Origin of the sequence: Candidatus Methylomirabilis sp., assembly GCF_028716865.1 — a bacterium.
In the GTDB taxonomy this organism is placed as follows: Bacteria; Methylomirabilota; Methylomirabilia; order Methylomirabilales; family Methylomirabilaceae; genus Methylomirabilis.
On sequence record NZ_JAQUOY010000037.1, the window covers coordinates 1 to 17,485 of the forward strand.

At 58.6% G+C, this 17,485-nt stretch carries 20 protein-coding genes and 1 pseudogene; 20 read left to right on the forward strand and 1 reads right to left on the reverse strand.

Annotated features, from left to right (window positions below):
• From proA to PHV01_RS11860, 20 genes and pseudogenes are all read left to right on the forward strand, one after another.
• A pseudogene (proA, locus tag PHV01_RS11765) lies at positions 1 to 215 on the forward strand (gamma-glutamyl-phosphate reductase); the annotation flags it as partial.
• Between the two features lie 145 nt (positions 216 to 360).
• A complete protein-coding gene (gene nadD, locus PHV01_RS11770) occupies positions 361 to 1,050 on the forward strand; it encodes a nicotinate-nucleotide adenylyltransferase (RefSeq protein ID WP_337291355.1) in 690 nt (229 codons plus the stop codon).
• Positions 1,051 to 1,072: 22 nt separating this feature from the next.
• A complete protein-coding gene (gene rsfS / locus PHV01_RS11775) occupies positions 1,073 to 1,486 on the forward strand; it encodes a ribosome silencing factor (protein ID WP_337291356.1) in 414 nt (137 codons plus the stop codon).
• A 188-nt stretch (positions 1,487 to 1,674) separates the two neighbouring features.
• On the forward strand, positions 1,675 to 2,028 hold the full coding sequence (locus PHV01_RS11780; RefSeq protein ID WP_337291357.1) for a TraR/DksA family transcriptional regulator: 354 nt from the start codon (positions 1,675 to 1,677) through the stop codon (positions 2,026 to 2,028).
• A 236-nt stretch (positions 2,029 to 2,264) separates the two neighbouring features.
• Positions 2,265 to 2,762 carry a ComF family protein gene (locus tag PHV01_RS11785; protein ID WP_337291358.1) on the forward strand — a complete coding sequence of 166 codons (498 nt, stop codon included), beginning with the start codon at positions 2,265 to 2,267 and terminating at the stop codon, positions 2,760 to 2,762.
• Positions 2,763 to 3,002: 240 nt separating this feature from the next.
• Positions 3,003 to 3,284, forward strand: a complete 282-nt coding sequence (locus PHV01_RS11790; protein ID WP_337291359.1) for a hypothetical protein — start codon at positions 3,003 to 3,005, stop codon at positions 3,282 to 3,284.
• Between the two features lie 389 nt (positions 3,285 to 3,673).
• Positions 3,674 to 4,678, forward strand: coding sequence for a type I glyceraldehyde-3-phosphate dehydrogenase (gap, locus tag PHV01_RS11795; RefSeq protein WP_337291360.1), 1,005 nt, complete (start codon positions 3,674 to 3,676; stop codon positions 4,676 to 4,678).
• Between the two features lie 94 nt (positions 4,679 to 4,772).
• Entirely contained in the window at positions 4,773 to 5,960 is a 1,188-nt protein-coding gene (locus PHV01_RS11800) for a phosphoglycerate kinase (RefSeq protein WP_337291361.1), read from the forward strand.
• An 86-nt stretch (positions 5,961 to 6,046) separates the two neighbouring features.
• Positions 6,047 to 6,805, forward strand: coding sequence for a triose-phosphate isomerase (gene tpiA / locus PHV01_RS11805; protein WP_337291362.1), 759 nt, complete (start codon positions 6,047 to 6,049; stop codon positions 6,803 to 6,805).
• A gap of 90 nt (positions 6,806 to 6,895) precedes the next feature.
• The gene (gene secG, locus PHV01_RS11810; RefSeq protein ID WP_337291363.1) at positions 6,896 to 7,267 is read left to right on the forward strand and encodes a preprotein translocase subunit SecG; all 372 of its coding nucleotides are present in this window, start codon (positions 6,896 to 6,898) and stop codon (positions 7,265 to 7,267) included.
• 83 nt (positions 7,268 to 7,350) lie between these two features.
• Entirely contained in the window at positions 7,351 to 7,818 is a 468-nt protein-coding gene (locus PHV01_RS11815) for a hypothetical protein (RefSeq protein ID WP_337291364.1), read from the forward strand.
• Position 7,819: 1 nt separating this feature from the next.
• Positions 7,820 to 9,631 carry a glutamate mutase L gene (locus PHV01_RS11820; RefSeq protein ID WP_337291373.1) on the forward strand — a complete coding sequence of 604 codons (1,812 nt, stop codon included), beginning with the start codon at positions 7,820 to 7,822 and terminating at the stop codon, positions 9,629 to 9,631.
• Positions 9,632 to 9,737: 106 nt separating this feature from the next.
• Positions 9,738 to 10,877: a hypothetical protein gene (locus PHV01_RS11825; protein WP_337291365.1), complete on the forward strand. Its 1,140-nt coding sequence runs from the start codon at positions 9,738 to 9,740 to the stop codon at positions 10,875 to 10,877.
• Positions 10,878 to 10,882: 5 nt separating this feature from the next.
• On the forward strand, positions 10,883 to 12,115 hold the full coding sequence (locus tag PHV01_RS11830; protein WP_337291374.1) for a DUF6754 domain-containing protein: 1,233 nt from the start codon (positions 10,883 to 10,885) through the stop codon (positions 12,113 to 12,115).
• Positions 12,116 to 12,754, forward strand: a complete 639-nt coding sequence (locus tag PHV01_RS11835) for a hypothetical protein (protein WP_337291366.1) — start codon at positions 12,116 to 12,118, stop codon at positions 12,752 to 12,754.
• Complete coding sequence (locus PHV01_RS11840; RefSeq protein WP_337291367.1) at positions 12,751 to 13,608, forward strand: hypothetical protein; 858 nt, start codon at positions 12,751 to 12,753, stop codon at positions 13,606 to 13,608. Before PHV01_RS11835 ends, PHV01_RS11840 begins: the two co-directional genes overlap by 4 nt.
• Positions 13,608 to 14,369 (forward strand): hypothetical protein, encoded by a 762-nt coding sequence (locus PHV01_RS11845; RefSeq protein ID WP_337291368.1) that lies wholly within the window; start codon positions 13,608 to 13,610, stop codon positions 14,367 to 14,369. Before PHV01_RS11840 ends, PHV01_RS11845 begins: the two co-directional genes overlap by 1 nt.
• A gap of 88 nt (positions 14,370 to 14,457) precedes the next feature.
• The gene (locus tag PHV01_RS11850; RefSeq protein ID WP_337291369.1) at positions 14,458 to 14,907 is read left to right on the forward strand and encodes an OsmC family protein; all 450 of its coding nucleotides are present in this window, start codon (positions 14,458 to 14,460) and stop codon (positions 14,905 to 14,907) included.
• Positions 14,908 to 14,962: 55 nt separating this feature from the next.
• On the forward strand, positions 14,963 to 15,844 hold the full coding sequence (locus PHV01_RS11855) for a Dyp-type peroxidase (protein WP_337291370.1): 882 nt from the start codon (positions 14,963 to 14,965) through the stop codon (positions 15,842 to 15,844).
• A gap of 94 nt (positions 15,845 to 15,938) precedes the next feature.
• Entirely contained in the window at positions 15,939 to 16,889 is a 951-nt protein-coding gene (locus PHV01_RS11860; RefSeq protein ID WP_337291371.1) for a DUF72 domain-containing protein, read from the forward strand.
• 4 nt (positions 16,890 to 16,893) lie between these two features.
• Here PHV01_RS11860 and PHV01_RS11865 read toward each other — a convergent pair whose 3' ends face one another.
• A complete protein-coding gene (locus PHV01_RS11865) occupies positions 16,894 to 17,211 on the reverse strand; it encodes a hypothetical protein (protein WP_337291372.1) in 318 nt (105 codons plus the stop codon).
• Positions 17,212 to 17,485: the final 274 nt, after the last annotated feature.

Here is a 17,485-nt window from a genome sequence, read left to right on the forward strand (position 1 = left end):
GCCGGGCCATGCGCTTTCTCCGGGAGGTGGACGCTGGGGCTGTCTACGTCAACGCCTCGACCCGTTTCACCGACGGCGGCGAGTTCGGGATGGGCGCCGAGATGGGGATCAGCACGCAGAAGCTCCACGCCAGGGGCCCGGTCGGTCTCACGGAACTGACCTGCGAGAAGTTCATCGTGCTTGGCGAAGGCCAGGTGCGGGATTCGACCAAATGATGTGTCGAACGCAAAACTCCCCTATCCCCCCTTTACAAAAGGGGGGCACGGGAGGATTTGGGGTACGAAGTGAGGGGCGCGTTGAGCAGACTTTTCCGCACTTCACGCTCCACATCTCGGACCTCGCACATTTCCGGTAGTAACCATGCATATCGGTGTGATGGGGGGGACCTTCGATCCGATTCACCTCGGCCACCTGCGGGCCGCTGAGGAGATCTATTGGGCCTTTGAGCTGGACAGGATCATCTTTGTGCCCGCCGCCCTGCCTCCTCACAAAGAGGAGGAGTTTGAAGCGTCAGCCCTGCACCGGTACGAGATGGTCTCGCTGGCGACGGTCTACACGCCGTACTTCAGTGTTTCTCCGGTTGAGCTGAGCCGACCGGGCCGATCCTACTCGGTTGAGACGCTCCGGGAGTTTCGGAAGCTGTATGGGGAAGAGAGCACTATCTACTTTATCATGGGGGTCGATGCGTTTCTTGATATCGCTACCTGGAAAGAAGCGCGGGAGTTGCTGTCGTTAGCCCAGGTCATCGTCACTGCCCGTCCCGGCTGGAGACTTGATGAGGTGGATCGCTCCATGACGCCGGAGCAATGCCGGCTCCTGGGCAACCCCAGATTTCAGTACATGAAGATCTCCGACATCACAAGAGAGACCGCAAAAGCACACCATGAACCGCGTCCAGTCCTGTTGGTTGAAGTGGTCTCGCTGGATATCTCCTCCAGCGAGATCCGGCAACTCGTGAAGGAAGGGAGGAGCATTCGACATTTGGTGCCCGACACTGTTGCTGCGTACATAGGCAAGAACCGCCTGTATCATCCTGGGCGAAAAGGCTAACAGCTTAACGCGAGGCTTCGACGTGAACTCAGCCAAACCACCAGTATTGCCGGCAGAAGCGAAAGGGCGGATCGATACCGACACGCTGTTGCAACTCGCAGTCGCAGCGGCCGCCGAAGTAAAGCCCATTTCCCTGGTGCACCTTGACCTTCGGGGTCTCTGCTCCTTTGCCGACCATTTTCTCATCGTGAGCGCCCCCTCGACCAGGCAGGTCCGGGCCATTGCCGAACGGATCGAGAAGCGGCTTCGGGAAGAGCACGTTCGAATATTCCATCGGGAGGACGACCTGGAAGCCCGTTGGATTCTTCTTGACTACAGCGACGTAATCATTCATATTTTCGACGAAGAAATGCGGCTGTACTATGATCTGGAGGGGTTGTGGGCCGACGCGCCGAAACAGGAGTTGGTTAAGGGTGGATCGTCGGATCTTTTGTGAGTGACTGCCACAATGAAGCCGATACCTGAGAGGCGGAGGGCTTATGAGCCCCGCTTCTTTTTTTGTTGGGGGCTGACCGTGCCTGTACCCTCCTCTCTCTCTTTTGAGGGCGAGGATGAGGGTGATCTTCCGAATCGCCAGGGTGGCCTGTCTGCGTGCGGCCACGCACAGGCAGGGAGGTGATGGGGATGCCGTTGAGGACAGCTTTGTTGGAACGATTGAAGGAAAAGCTGTTAGAGAAGCGACGTGCGTTGATTAGTACGGTACGGGAGAAGCGCGCGAATAATCTGGAGGGCGGCAGCGACGGCACACAGGACATCGCTGATCAAGCCACGACAGCCTACACGAAGGAGTTTTTGCTCTCTATCAGCGATACTGAACGCCAGTTGTTGAAGCAGGTGGACGCTGCCCTGGAGAAGATGCGTCTGAAGAAGTACGGGGAGTGCGAGCGGTGCGGTGAGGCGATCAGCGAGAAGCGGCTCGAGGCGTTGCCCTTCGCCAGATTCTGCATTGCCTGTCAGGAGGAAGAGGAACGGAGCTGAAGGAGCTGCTGGCAGCCTTTCTTCATCTCATTTTTCCCTCCCCCTGCCGAGTGTGCCATCGACCCCTGGACGCCAACCGCCGGTCCGTTATCTGTGGCCGTTGCTGGCTTGAGGTTCGGCATGTTTCCGAACCGTTCTGCCCTCGATGCGGCAGACCATTCGTTTCACCGAGAACCCTTCAGGAAAGTCCTGGCCACCTGTGCGGATCCTGCCGGGAGCGGTTACCGCCCTTTGCCATGGCGAGGGCGGCAACATTATACGAAGCCGACGGGACGATGCGCCAGGCCATCCTGCTGTTTAAGTATGGCGGCCGTCGTACGCTTGCCCGTCACCTCGGTCGCCTCATGATCGAGGGGGCCGGACGACTCGTTGATCCTCTCCAATTCGATCTCCTGGTCCCGGTTCCACTCCACCCCAAGCGAGAGCGCATACGAGGTTTTAACCAGGCGGCGCTCTTGGCGAAAGAGGTCGGGGCCGGCTGGGGTCTTCGCGTTGGTCACCGCCTCTTGTATCGGGTCCGGGCCACAGAGGCCCAAAGCGGGGGTCGGCGAGAGCGGGAGGAGAACGTCAAGGGGGCCTTTGTCGTCGCGCGGCCTGATCGGGTAAAGGACATGAGGCTCCTGCTCATTGATGATGTGTTCACAACCGGCGCCACAGCCGGCGAGTGCGCAAAAGCTCTGCTCGCCGCCGGTGCCTCGGAAGTCGGTATCTACACCCTGGCCCGAGTCGAATGATGACCCGAATGCCGTCCTCGGTCTCTATCCACACGCGCACTCAATATGACTTGCCGGAAGCCAAGCAATATGACTTCAATAATTCACCTCGTGAAAATGGGATACGCGTAGGTGTTTGTGGGCGAGAGGGGAGGTGGTGTGACCATGAGGGAGCGGTAAGACACCATCCGCGCATCGGCTCCTGAACTGAACGAACTGAGTATTGCGGCGTACATGATCAAAAAAGGGAGGGTATCCCACATGAAACGACTGTTCTTTGCCAGCGTGATCGTAAGTCTGTTTGTGATGGGGGTCTCAATCTCGTGGGGCGAGACCACTGTCAAGGGCTCGAAGAGCAACGGATCTGAGCGCGTCGGAGGAAAACAAGAAGCCCAGAAGAAAGGGACCAAGTCGACGGCCGCGCCTGCGACGCAAGACCCGTGCGCCAGCGTCAAGAACGATCCGCAACAATATACGAAGTGTCAGGATGCCGCAAATCCCGTTGGTCTGCGTAAGTATGAACGACGGGGGAAGAAATACTGAACCGACATGGATGTGGTGGGGGCTGCTGGTTGTAAGCGAGGCGAGGGAACGACACAGGCGACAGAAGCACTTATGACGGGGTACGTCATGAGCACCCTGGTGTGGTGCGTGGGGGCGCTACGGTCCGATACCTCTGTCCAGGTAGCGTGACGACACGTAGAGTCCGGCCGAATCATTGATGTGAGTGAAGCGGTTACTCGATGGATTGAAGGAGCGATAGGGGGGCGAGCAAAAAATTCCAAGAGGTTGACCCTAAGGGATTGACATTCAGGATCAAAAGCCGTATAAAAAGGGGCTGGTTTGCCTTCTAGCGGAATGCCTTGTGGTCGTTCGTTCGTCCATTGGAACAACCGTCGTCGTGTGGTCACTTCAAGAAGGAGAAGAGAGGTATGGCGATTAAGGCTGCGATCAACGGGTTTGGTCGCATCGGTCGAAATGCATTTCGTGTAGCGCTTGAAGATCGCGGACTGGAGTTCGTAGCAGTCAATGACATCACTGACGCCAGGACGCTCGCGCACCTGTTGAAGTACGATTCTGTCCATGGGACGCTACAGGCGGAAGTGCGGGCCAAGGATGATGCCATCGTCGTGGACGGCCGCGAGATCAAGGTCTTTGCCCAGAGAGACCCGGCGGCGCTGCCCTGGAAAGAGCTGGGAGTGCAGGTCGTCGTCGAATCGACCGGACGCTTTACCGACAAGGCCGGCGCGAGCAAGCATCTTCAGGCTGGGGCGAAGAAGGTCATCATTTCAGCGCCGGCCAAGGACCCGGACATCACGATCGTTCTGGGTGTGAATGAGAAGATGTACGATCCGGCGAAGCACGCAGTCATCAGCAATGCGTCATGCACCACCAACTGCCTTGCGCCCATCGCGAAGGTGATCATGGAGCAGTTCGGGATTCGCCATGGCCTCGTGACGACCATCCATTCCTATACCAATGACCAGCAGATTCTGGATCTGCCCCATTCCGATCTCCGCCGGGCGAGGGCTGCCGCTCTCTCCCAGATTCCAACCAGCACCGGGGCGGCCAAAGCGGTGGGCCTGGTGCTTCCTGCGCTGCAGGGGAAGATGCATGGGCTCGCCATCCGCGTCCCGACGGCGAACGTCTCGCTGGTCGATCTCGTTGCAGAGACGGAGCGGGTGGTCACGGCTGAAGAGGTGAATTCGGCTCTTCGGAAGGCAGCCGATGGCGAGTTGAAAGGGATCCTCGGTTTCTGCGAGGAGCCGTTGGTCTCTGTCGATTTTAATGGTAATTCGCTCTCGTCGATTGTTGACAGCCTTTCGACATCGGTCGTAGACGGTACTCTGATCAAGGTCCTGTCCTGGTACGACAACGAGTGGGGCTACTCCTGCCGAATCCGTGACCTCGTGAAGTATATCGGTTCGCGATCATAAATCATGCGAGGTACGGGCGGGTGTGACACCCGCCCGTACGTTCGATGTTCGGCACACATCGCACGCTTTTCCTCGTACTTCGTTAGGGAACACCATGACCAAACTGTGTATTGATGATCTGGAACTTCAGGGGAAACGGCTTCTGATCCGCGTCGATTTCAACGTCCCGATGGATGAGCAAGGGACGATCACGGACGACACACGCATCCGCGCCGCACTCCCGACGATCAACTACGCGGCCCGACATGGGGCGAAGATCCTGCTCATCTCCCACCTTGGTCGGCCCAAGGGCGGCCCCAACCCAAAGTTCAGCCTTGGGCCGGTGGCTGGGCGGTTGGCTGCATTGCTGGGGAGCCCGGTTGAGATGGCCGAGGATTGCGTGGGACCTGGGGTGAAGGCCCGGATCGACAGGATGCGGCCGGGGCAGGTGCTGTTGCTGGAAAACTGCCGCTTTCATCCGGAGGAAGAGAAGAACGATGAAGGGTTCGCGCGGGCACTGGCGGAGTTGTGCGACCTATATGTCAACGATGCCTTTGGGACTGCGCACCGGGCCCACGCCTCTACCGTCGGGGTGACAAGATTCGTCAAGCAGTCGGCATGTGGCTTTCTCATGCGGGAGGAACTCAAGCAGCTTGGAGCGTTGCTCGATCACCCTGAACGTCCCTTCATTGCAATCCTCGGCGGAGCTAAGGTGTCGGATAAGATAGGGGTCCTGGCCAATCTGCTTCCGAAGGTGGACGGTTTCCTGATCGGTGGTGGCATGGCCTATACGTTCCTGAAAGCCCAAGGACATGAGGTGGGGAATTCTCGGGTGGAGGCCGCGGGACTGAGGGTAGCGCAGGAGACGATGGAACAGGCCAAGCGCTCGAATGTCGCCATCCATCTGCCCAGTGATCATGTGATTGCCGAGCGGATCGACGCAGACGCGCCCACCAGGCAGGTCGAGGGAACGATCCCGATCGGTTTTATGGGGCTTGATATCGGTCCCGCGACGGTCGACCGGTTTACTCGGGAGGTTGGGCGCGCAAAAACCATCTTATGGAATGGGCCAATGGGTGTCTTCGAGCTACTCCCATTCCGGGAAGGTACGTTTGCCTTGGCCAAAGCGGTCGCAGCGGGCCGTGCGCACTCGGTTATTGGGGGAGGCGATACGGCGGCCGCGGTCTCCATGGCTGGCGTTGCGGAGCAAATGACCCACATCTCGACTGGAGGCGGCGCATCGTTGGAGTTTCTGGAAGGAAAGGAACTGCCAGGGATCGCTGCGCTCACAGATAAAGGCTAGGGGATAAGGGTGATCGTTGAATGAACTTATTCATTGTTTTGCTAACCCCGAACCCCTAACCCCTAACCCCTATACCCTAGATTCTCATGCGGACACCACTTATTGCTGGAAATTGGAAAATGTATAAAACCTCGTCCGAAGCGACCGCATTGGCGGAAGCGGTGGTGAGGGCGCTTTCGACACCCGACGGGACCCAGGTTGTGGTCTGCCCTCCATTCACAGCACTTGCTGCTGTTGGTCGGGTTGTTGCCGGGTCGAGGATCGGGTTGGGCGCGCAGGACCTGCATTGGGCAAAGGAAGGAGCCTACACCGGCGAGGTGTCGGCCGAGATGCTTCGAGATATCGGGTGCCGTTATGTCATCATTGGCCACTCCGAGCGACGCCAGTATTTCGGGGAAACGGATGAGAGTGTGAATAAGAAGAGCTGTGCGGCCTTAGCAAGCAACCTGATTCCGATCATCTGTATCGGTGAAACCCTCGCCGAGCGAGAGGCGGGACGCGCCTATGCTGTTGTGGAGACACAGATCAAGGGGGCGTTATCAGGCCTCACGCCCGAGCAGGTTCAGCAGCTTATCCTCGCATATGAGCCGGTCTGGGCCATCGGCACTGGACAAACGGCCACCCCAGGTCAGGCTGAGGAGATGCACGCTCATATCCGAAAGACCATCGCTCTGCTGTTTGGTGCCGAGATCGCTCACGGTGTTCGCATCCTCTATGGGGGAAGTGTCAAGCCCGATAATGCCAAGGAGTTGCTGGGGCGATCGGAGATCGACGGCGCACTGGTTGGCGGGGCCAGTCTACAAGCTGATTCATTTGCGGCGATCGCAAAAGCCGCGATAAGATGACAGGGCAGAGAGTTGAGGGTATAGGGTTTAGGGAAGAAGCTCTAGACCCTAACCCCTAGACCCTAACCCCTGTCTTTTAAGGAGATACGCATGGTCATCGCGCTTTCCGTTGTGCATCTGCTCATTGCAGTGATCCTTATTGTGGTTGTGCTCCTCCAGAGCGGCAAAGGCGCTGACATCGGCGCCGCCTTTGGCGGCGGTTCGAGCCAGACCGTCTTCGGCGGACGTGGCGCCGCTACCTTCTTGAGTAAGCTGACCTTGGTGGCGGCTATTCTCTTTATGGTCTCGTCGATCATGCTGACTCTTTTTTCGGACCGCAGGGGTAGTTCATCGGTGATCACAGAGGAACGGGTTAAGCAGATCGTTCCGGCTCCTGTATCTCCTCCGGCCGGTACCCCGGCGTCGCCAACGTCTCCGGCCGGGCCGATACCGCCAGGGCAGGTCCCTCCAGCCGCTAAATAATAAGGGTTCATCGTTCAGGGTTCAGAGTTCATAGGGCCGAAGTGCCTGGACCGTAACAATCCACGAACTGCAACCTCTTATCTATGAACGATGTACTCACAACCATGAACGCCTTCGGGCGAGGATTCTGGGGCCGCTTAAGTCGCGGCTTCGCTCATGCGTTTGCGCTTCGCTGGCATGAGAGCCGGCTCAAGGCAGAAGATCTCGCGCTGTTGGATCGTTTTGCCGGCCTTCTCGCCGATCGCGGTCTTACCACGCCTGCCATATTCCTCGTAGAGTCTCTTGCCCCGCTCGGTTTCCTTGCAAGCCAACTGGTCCATGCCATGACACCGATCATGGGAATGGTTGCTCCCCCTGATGACATCGAACGGCTCGCGCATCTACTGGAACGAGGAGAGACTCCGGCGCTCTTCATCGAGCGACTCCGGCGCGCAGAGGATGGCACGGAACGCGAAGCGCGCAATTCCCCCATCCCCTCTTTACAAAATGGGTGCATGGGGGGATTTGAGGCGCGAGGCGCCGAAGAGGGAGGAGATCATCGTGAGTCGTGAGATGACGGCGATTTTGGCCACTGACTGTGGGAGCACGACTACCAAGGCGATTCTGATTGAGAAGGTGGGGGAAGAGTACCGCCAGACCTTCCGCGGCGAGTCCCCGACCACCGTTGAGGCGCCGTTTGACGATGTGACCCGCGGGGTACTGAATGCCATTCAGGAGGTGGAGGAGCTGTCCGGGCGGCGAATCCTGGACGGAGAGACGATCCTGACGCCTGCCGAGGGCAGGAGCGGGGTCGATATCTATGTCTCCACGAGCAGCGCCGGTGGAGGTCTCCAGATGATGGTGGCGGGTGTGGTGATGGCGATGACCGCCGAGAGCGCCCAGCGGTGTGCCCTTGGCGCCGGCGCCATCGTCATGGACGTGCTGGCCAGCAATGATGGCAGGGCTGCCCATGAGAAGATCGAGCGAATCCGGGTTCTGAGGCCCGATATGATTTTGCTGTCAGGCGGGACTGATGGCGGAACCATCTCGCACGTTGTAGAGCTGGCGGAGTATATCCGGGCAGCCGATCCAAAGCCCCGGCTCGGCGGGAGCTTTAAGCTGCCGGTGATCTTTGCCGGGAATAAAGATGCGCGCGGCCGGATTCAGGAGATTCTGGGCGATCGGACGGCCCTTGTCATGGCGGACAATATTCGACCTATCCTGGAGCGGGAGAATCTTGCGCCGGCCCGCCACAAGATCCATGATCTGTTCCTCGAGCATGTCATGGCTCAGGCGCCGGGATATGGAACGCTAATGGGGTGGACAGGGGCGCCGATCATGCCCACGCCCGCCGCCGTCGGTCTCATCATGGAGAATGCGGCGAGAGCGCAGGGGTTGAACCTGCTTGGTGTGGACATCGGTGGCGCTACGACGGATGTCTTTTCGGTAGTGGATGGGCAGTTCACCCGGACAGTCAGCGCCAATCTGGGGATGAGCTACAGCATCAGTAATGTCCTGGCCGAGGCCGGCATCGAGAAGATCGAACGATGGCTGGCCGATCCGCTTGCAGAGCAGGAGATGCGGAATCGGATCAAGAATAAGATGATTCGCCCCACCACGATCCCTCAGACGCAGGCGGATCTGGCTCTGGAGCAAGCAGTGGCGCGGGAGGCGCTTCGTCTTGCGTTCGAGCAGCACAAGGCGCTGGCAGTCGGCCTGAAGGGCGTGCAGCGGGAACGAACCATCGCAGATGCCTTCGAGCAGGGAGAGGACGAGAAGAGTCTCATTGACCTGTACAAGATCGACCTGATCATCGGGAGCGGTGGGATCCTCTCCCACGCACCGCACCGCGTCCAGGCGATGATGATGATGATCGACGCCTATCAGCCGCTTGGGCTGACGCGCTTCGCGGTAGACAGTATCTTCATGATGCCGCACCTGGGTGTACTGTCAGAGGTCAATGAGCGAGCGGCCACTGAGGTGTTCCTCAAAGATTGTCTGGTTCCACTGGGCAGTTGCCTGGCCGCCGAGGGACGGGTGAGTCGCGGCGAGCCCTGTTTCGCGTATACCATCAGATTTGCAGACGGAAGGCTCGCGCAGGGAACCCTCCGCTTCGGAGAGATCCTTCGCATCGGTCTTCCGTCGGGGGCAGAAGCCGACCTCCAGGCGGAGCCGTCGAAGAGCTTTGATCTGGGTGCCGGGAAGGGGAAACCGGTTCAACTTCAGGCGAAAGGCGGCGTGGTCGGGTTGATCCTGGATGCCAGGGGACGGCCGCTTTCCTTGGCAGAAAAGGAGTCGGAGCGGGTCGCCCAGCTACAAGCCTGGGCCAAGGCGGTCGAGCTATACCCCAAACAAAACGAAAAACAGGGTGTTCAGAGTTCGTAGTTCATCGTCATAGACAGAAGGTTGCGGAACGTGAAGTCATATTTTCGGTTTTGCTGATTCTTGATTGTGGACTATGAACTATGAACCATGAACGGCGGAGCTAGTGATGGCTCATTCATACACACCAGGCTTGCGCATGGCGCCGCAGACCGTGATCCGGAAGCGGCGGATCTTGCCGATTCCGGGGCAGGTGCTTGTTCAGGCAGGACAAGCGGTCACTGCGACCACGGTGATCGCTCAGACCGAGTTGCCAGGCAAGGTCCATGCGGTGAATGTGGTCAACCTGCTGGGGATCGTCCCCCAGGAAATCCGGCGCTATATGTTGAAACGGGAGGGTGATGCGGTTCAAGCCGGCGAGCCGCTGGCCGAAAACAAGCCATTCATCAAATGGATGAAGGTCCAGGTCCCGTCCCCTATCACCGGAACGATCGAGACCGTGTCCGAGGTGACCGGGCAGGTGTTCTTGAGGGAGCCGCCAAGGCCCCTGGCCCTGACTGCCTATCTGGACGGCCATGTTGTTGAGACCTTTCCGGGCCAAGGGGCGACAGTAGAGACGGCGTGCAGTCTGGTGCAGGGGATTTTCGGGATCGGTGGCGAGGCCGTAGGAACGATCGCAGTAGCTGTGACCAGTCCCGAGGATGATCTCACGCCGGAGCGGATTACCGACGCACACCGAGGAACGATCTTGGTGGGCGGCTCGATGATCGGTCGTGACGGCTTTGCCAGGGCAAAGCAGGCGGGAGTCGCCGCCATCGTCGTCGGCGGCATCCACGACCTCGACCTGAAACTGCTTCTCGGGCGGGACCTTGGTGTTGCCATCACCGGGACAGAGCAAATTGGCTTTAGCCTGATCATCACTGAAGGATTTGGTCGAATTGCCATGGCCAGGCGAACCTTCGACCTCCTGGCTTCCAAGGTCGGGCAGCGCGCATCCTGCTCCGGCGCAACCCAGATTCGGGCCGGCGTCATCAGGCCGGAGGTAATTGTTCCGCTTGGAGAGCGGGCAGCGGTCAGCGGTCAGCGGTCAGAGAGGGAGAGCGTGGGGGTTGGAGGCGGACTGCAGGTCGGCGATCAAATCCGGATTATTCGAGAACCATATTTTGGTCAGATCTGTCTGGTATCCGCTCTTCCGGCCGATCTTCGGCTCCTTCCCACGGGAAGCAAGGCCAGGGTCCTGGAGGCAGAGCTTGACGATGGACAGCACATCATCATTCCTCGCGCCAACGTGGAACTGCTGCAAACGTGAGTAAAATGCGCGCTCTTCCCGCACTCCTCGCTCTTTGTTTCTTCACCCTATACCCTGTACCCTATGCCCTGGCCTCTCCTCTCTCCCCTCCCGATCAGTTTGAGGCGTTCGACATACCCGGCGACGGCGGAGGTAGTGTGGGGCTTTCGTGGCGGGCGGCCCCCTTCGATGAGCCGACATTGCGCTATCAGGTGTACATGGCTGATCAGGCACAAGGACCCTTTACGCGGATCGCAGAGTTTGCTGCCAACACCCACTACAAGAGCGATGTGGATCGCCCATGGTGGAGCTGGGACCGGAATAAGGCATATCATTATTACCAGGTGAAATCGACCCAGGATCTTCGCCTTGAGGATAGCCGACCCTACTTCTTCAAGATAGCGGTGACCGACGGGATACAGACGATTGACGGGCCGATTCAATCAGCGGTTCCGGCACCAAATTTCTTTAACCCGGCAAAGGCGAATAATTTTTTATTGATGCTGCTCTTCTCTGCCATTGTCCTGATCGCGATTGCCCAGGCAAAACGGCATCCCCACATCTTCCTGCGCCGGATTCCCGGTCTGGATGCGGTGGAGGAGGCGATCGGCCGGGCGACCGAGATGGGGCGACCGATTCTTTACCTCACCGGATCTGACGACATGTCGAGCCTTTCGACGATCGCCGCTACGGTCATTCTTGGGCAGGTTGCAAAAAAGTCGGCGGCGTACGACACGCAGCTTCAGGTTCCGCACAGAGACCCCATCGTTATGGCTATCTGTCAGGAGATCGTCAAAGAGTCCTATCTGGAAGCCGGACGACCCGATGCCTATCGTGATGATTCCAATTTCTTCATTACCAACGATCAATTCAGCTATACCGCCGCGGTGAACGGAATTATGCTCCGAGACCGACCGGCAGCTAACTTCTTCATGGGATTTTACTACGCCGAGGCGCTGCTTCTGGCAGAGACCGGCGCCGGGACTGGCGCGATTCAGATTGCCGGGACCGACGCCGATCTGCAACTGCCTTTCTTCATCACGACCTGTGATTACACCCTGATCGGCGAGGAGCTGTACGCCGCGAGCGCATACCTCTCGCGCGAGCCGGTGCTGGTCGGGACCTTGCGGGGGCAGGACTTGGGGAAGGCGTTTCTCCTATTCTCCATACTGATCGGGACCATCCTGGCGACTATTGGTGGGCTCGTCGGGACCCAGGCGTTCGTCCCGTTGCTGCAACTGTTCCGGGATTTCAAATAAATGACACTGTTCTTTCGACGGACCTTCCCGCTGCTACTGACCTTCCTGTTTGGGGTGGCGGCCGCCATCCAGTATTATATCCCTCATCCCGTCTCAGAAGCGGCGCTCACCGAGGTTTCGGTCTGGCTTCGGATTATCCTGGGGTTCGCCATGATCCTGGGGATCGCCAGTCTTTGCCACGTCCATTACGCGAAGATCCGGACACGGGTGGCAGGCTGGGGGTACAGCCTGGTGGTCTACCTCTCGATGCTGGCTACAGTGGCGGTGGGGTTGTGGTCAAGCGGGCAGGAGGAGGGGACGGGATTCGGCTGGATCTATACCTATGCCCTGCTTGCGCTGCAGGGGACGATGTTTTCCATGCTCGGGTTCTTTGTTGCCTCTGCCGCATTCCGCGCCTTTCGGGCCAGGAGCAAAGAGGCCGCGGTGTTGTTGGTGGCGGCGGTCGTCATGATGTTCGGTCGGGTGCCGTTGGGTGAGTATCTGATCCCCGCTGCAGGGCCGATGGCCGGATGGCTCCTGAACGTCTTGAATACTGCGGCCAGGCGGGGGATCATTATCGGGATCAGCCTTGGCGGGATCGCCACCTCGATCAAGATCATCTTCGGGATCGAGCGATCATACTTGGGGGGTCGAGATTGAGGGAGCTGGCCGGTAAGCTGCTGCGCATGGACCGCCGGGTGATCTTCGTCCTGATTGCGCTTGCCACGCTGATTCCGCTCTTGCATCCGATCGGCTTTCCCGTCCGGGTCTCGCCTGAAGTCAAGCAGGTCTACGACTATATCGAGTCGCTTCCGCCGGGATCGGTATTTTTGCTGTCGCTGGACTTCGACCCGGCCTCGAAACCTGAACTCTATCCGATGGCCGTAGCGTTACTCAATCACGCCTTCAAGCGAAACCTGCGTGTGGTCGGGATGACCCTCTGGGTGACAGGAACCGGGATGGCCGAAAAAGTAGTAAGCGGGGTCGCGAGCGAATACGGCAAACGACGGGGGCTGGACTACACCTTCCTCGGATACTCGCCGGGTGGGACCAACGTGATCATCAACATGGGCCAGGATCTGACGGCCGCCTTTCCGACCGACCACTATGGCGAGCGGACGGCGGACCTGCCGGTCCTGCAGGGGGTAAAATCGCTGAGGCAGGTCAACTACGTCGTGAGCCTGGCCGCAGGTACCCCAGGCGTCGAAAGCTGGTACCTCTACGGCAAAGAAAAGTACGGTTTTGAGTTGGGTGGTGGCGTGACGGCCGTGATTGCGCCTGGCCTCTACCCCTTCCTCGATACCGGACAGATCAACGGCTTGATCGGCGGATTGCGCGGGGCGGCCGAGTACGAGACGTTGATCGGGATGAAGGGGAAGGCGGTGGCCGGGATGGATGCGCAATCGGCCACGCATTTTATCATCATCGGCCTGATTCTGCTCTGCAATCTCTTTTACTTCCTGAACCCACGAACGGCGGTACGTTCAGGCTCGCTGCGGGAGGCGGGACGCTGATGGCCCCTTCCGTCCTGCTCGGCGCCTGGGTAGCTGCCGGCCTCACCCTATGTATGTTCAGCTTCCTGTATAAGGACAACCCCTTCTTCCGATTCGGGGAGCACCTGTACGTCGGAATCTCGATGGGGTATACGATCGTCCGGATCTATTACGACGTAATGGTCAAAAGCCTATACACCCCGGTCATGCAGGAAGGGAAATGGTGGTTTCTGATCGCCGCCGTCCTGGGTCTCCTGGTCCTGACCCGCTTCATTCCGAAAATAAGCTGGCTGAGCCGGATCTCGTTTGCCGTGATCGTAGGCTTCGGGTCCGGTGTTGCCATTCCCCGCATCATCTCCTCCAACATCCTTCAGCAGGTACAGGGGACGTTGAAGCCGCTGCTCGGCAATACCGGTCACTCTCTGTTCGGCATGACGCAGGTAAATGCGCTGCTGATCCTTGTCGGTGTCATTACGGTGTTGGTCTATTTCTTTTTCTCCATCGAACATAAAGGTCCGATCCAGGTTGCAGCCAGGATTGGCATCTACTTCCTCATGATTAACTTCGGCGCGGGCTTCGGCTATACGGTCATGGCCCGGATGTCGCTTCTTATCGGTCGATTCGATGATCTGATCCTCTTTGCCTCCCGCGAGTATGGCTATGCGACATTGGTTCTCCTCGGTATGATTGCCTTTGGTCTATTCATGTGGGAGCGTGGCTCGACCGCTCCATCCGGTCCTGATCGAGACAGCCGTGTCAATGAGAGCGATGTCCCAGATTGATAACCCACGGCGTGACCATTTCGCGTAAAGACCCAGATCATCTGTCGGTTGTGCTTAAGCCCGAATATGTGAGGTGGGAGGAGACTACATGTCAGAGCACGGCGTAACCATCACCTGGCGGCGCACATCTGCGAGTTTCGACTATGAGAGCTATAACCGCAATCATTCCTGGTCATTCGATGCCGGCGTTCAGGTCCGTGGATCTGCAGCGCCTGCCTTTCGCGGCGATCCCGACTGTGTCGATCCTGAAGAAGCATACGTGGCAGCCCTCTCAAGTTGTCATATGCTGACCTTTCTCGCCGTCGCTTCACGCAAGCAATTGATTGTCGATGCCTACGAAGACAACGCCACCGGGTTCATGGAGAAGAACGTACACGGCAAGCTGGCCGTGACGCGGGTCGTACTCCGACCGCGGGTCCGGTTCAGCGGCTCTGTGGCGCCTTCTCAGGACGAACTCGCGAAGCTGCACGAGCAGGCCCATCACAACTGCATCATTGCCAACTCGGTGTCAGCGACCATCACCATTGAGCCCGCATGACTGATGCAGTGTGCCCGCACGGGCGGGTGACCGAATATCACGTACTGGAGATGCTATGAACAATGTCCAATCCGGTATCCTGGAATCGACCCCGCCAGTCTCCCGGTATCTTATTTTCTCGCTGACCGAACAAGGCGAAGCCCGTCGAAGTCTACGGGCGCTCCGTGACATTGCTGACGGCCGACAGACTATTGTCGGGTTTGGTCAGTCACTTGTGCTTGCCCTAGGGGCCATTGTACCAGGCCTCCGCACTGCTCCATGCTATGCCGGCGTCGGGTTTGACGTGCCTTCTACGCCGTTTGCGTTGTGGTGTTGGTTGCGGGGAGATGACAGAGGTGAGCTGCTGCATCGGGCCAAGCGCATCAACCGCGCGCTGGCGCCTGCATTTCGCCTGGAACAGGTCATTGATGCCTTCACTTATGGTACAGGCCGTGATTTGACTGGGTATGAAGACGGAACTGAGAATCCGAAAGATGAGCGCGCGCCAGAGGTTGCGTTCGTTCGGGGACAAGGCGATGGGCTGGACGGATCGAGCTTCGTCGCGGTCCAGCAGTGGGTCCATGATCTCGATCGCTTCGACGCCAAGTCTACCCAGGAGCAGGACAACACGATCGGACGCCGCCGGAGTGATAATGACGAGATCGAGGATGCGCCGCCGTCTGCGCACGTAAAAAGAGCGACGCAGGAGAGCTTCGATCCGGCGGCATTCATGTTGAGGCGCTCGATGCCGTGGGCGGACGGCTCGTGCGCAGGCCTGGTCTTTGTCGCGTTTGGTACGTCCCTCGACCCGTTCGAGGCCGTCTTGAGGCGGATGGTCGGCGCGGAAGACGGAATCGTAGACGCGTTGTTCACCTTTACCCGTCCGATATCGGGCGCCTTTTTCTGGTGTCCAAGCATGCAAGACGGGCGACTGGATCTCCGACTGCTCGGCGTGTAACGCATCCTATCGGCTGGTACCTGTTGCCACTCGTAGCTGAATGGCGGCATCAGACCAAATCCACATGATTCCTAACCCTCGGTCTGAGACAACGATGAGGACAATTAGCGAGTCAGTACGGATCGGCACGTCGGGTTGGTCGTATCCAAGAGGGGAGGGGAGTTGGAACGGGACCTTCTATCCGGCGAAGCCCAAGAACGAGCTGGAGCTGTACAGTCAGGTTTTCAATATCGTGGAGGTCAACTCCACTTTCTATCGGCTAATCGATCCGCAGACCGCGAGGGCGTGGGTCTCGATCACGCCGAAGGATTTTGCGTTTGCTGTTAAGCTCTGGCAGAAGTTCACACATCCGGGGATGTTCCAGAAGGCGACGGGCGCCGAGCCGGAGATCGCGCAGCAGGATTACGACGATTTCAAACGAGGCATCCACCCGATTGCCGAGGAATGCAAGCTCGCCTGCCTGCTGATCCAGTTCTCCGAGTGGTTTGCGCGCACGCCTCAGCACCAGGCCATCCTTTCAACTCTCCTGCGGCAGTTTAAGGACTACCCTGTGGCGGTTGAGCTGCGGCATGTCTCGTGGAGCGATCATGCCAAGGACACCAAGGCGCTGCTGGCCGCCTCAGGCGCAGGCTGGGCCTATATCGACATGCCGGAACTTCCGGGTACGATCAAGCAGGAGCTGGAGTCGCAACGGTTGCTGTACCTGCGTTTTCACGGCAGGAACCGGCAGATGTGGAGGGTACATGAGGCAGCCGAGGAGCGGTACGATTACCTCTACTCAGAAGAGGAGCTGAAGCCGTTCGCGGAGAAGGTTCGGGAGATCGTGGCGGCTGGAGAGCGTAAGGTGCTGATCTTCTTCAACAACCACGTGCGCGGCCAAGCCCCGGCGAACGCCTTGATGCTGGCGCATCAGATCGGATTGCCGCCTGTAGCGACCGTGCGGGCGGAGTTCGTCAAGGCGTTTCCCACGATTAAGGATGCCGTCAAGGAGATTCAGGTCCCAGAGGCGAAGAAGCCAAACCAAGAGGTGCTGTTTTCTGGCTGAACGCCTACCGAAGCAGATTCGGGATCTTGTGGATGGTCGAGTTGGAGACCGCAAAGGTATGCACCTGCGGCTCGCCGTCGATCACACCTTCGAGCGCCTGCAGCACCCGCGGATAGGTCTCGCGATGATACACATCCGCGCTATCAGCCCTATCCCACAGGCTGATGGCTACCGCCTCGCTGCGCTCCCCTGAGACGATAGAAATCTCGTCGTAAAACCCTTCTTGTTCCCTGAGGATGGGGATAATTTCACTCTGCAGTGTCCGGGAATACGCTACCGAGCTGCCCGGGCGAAGCTTCACGCATACCTTTCTTGCAAACATGCACTTCCTCCAGATTGAAGACGGTTGATGATGGGAATCCAGATGACCAGAACGATGAGGACGACCGCGGAACTCCCAGTGGTAGGATTTCAGCTCACGTATTCTATTCAGCACGAGCGCGTGTGTCAATAAAAATCCTCTGGCCTCAGTAGAGTTATCATACATGGGTAACACTCCCCCCTGTGGTAGAAGAGTGGTGGTCGTCCAACTCGTCCACCCAACCAGGAAGGAGGTTACCCGTGCCACACCTTATCAGGGAACAGCGCATTCGACA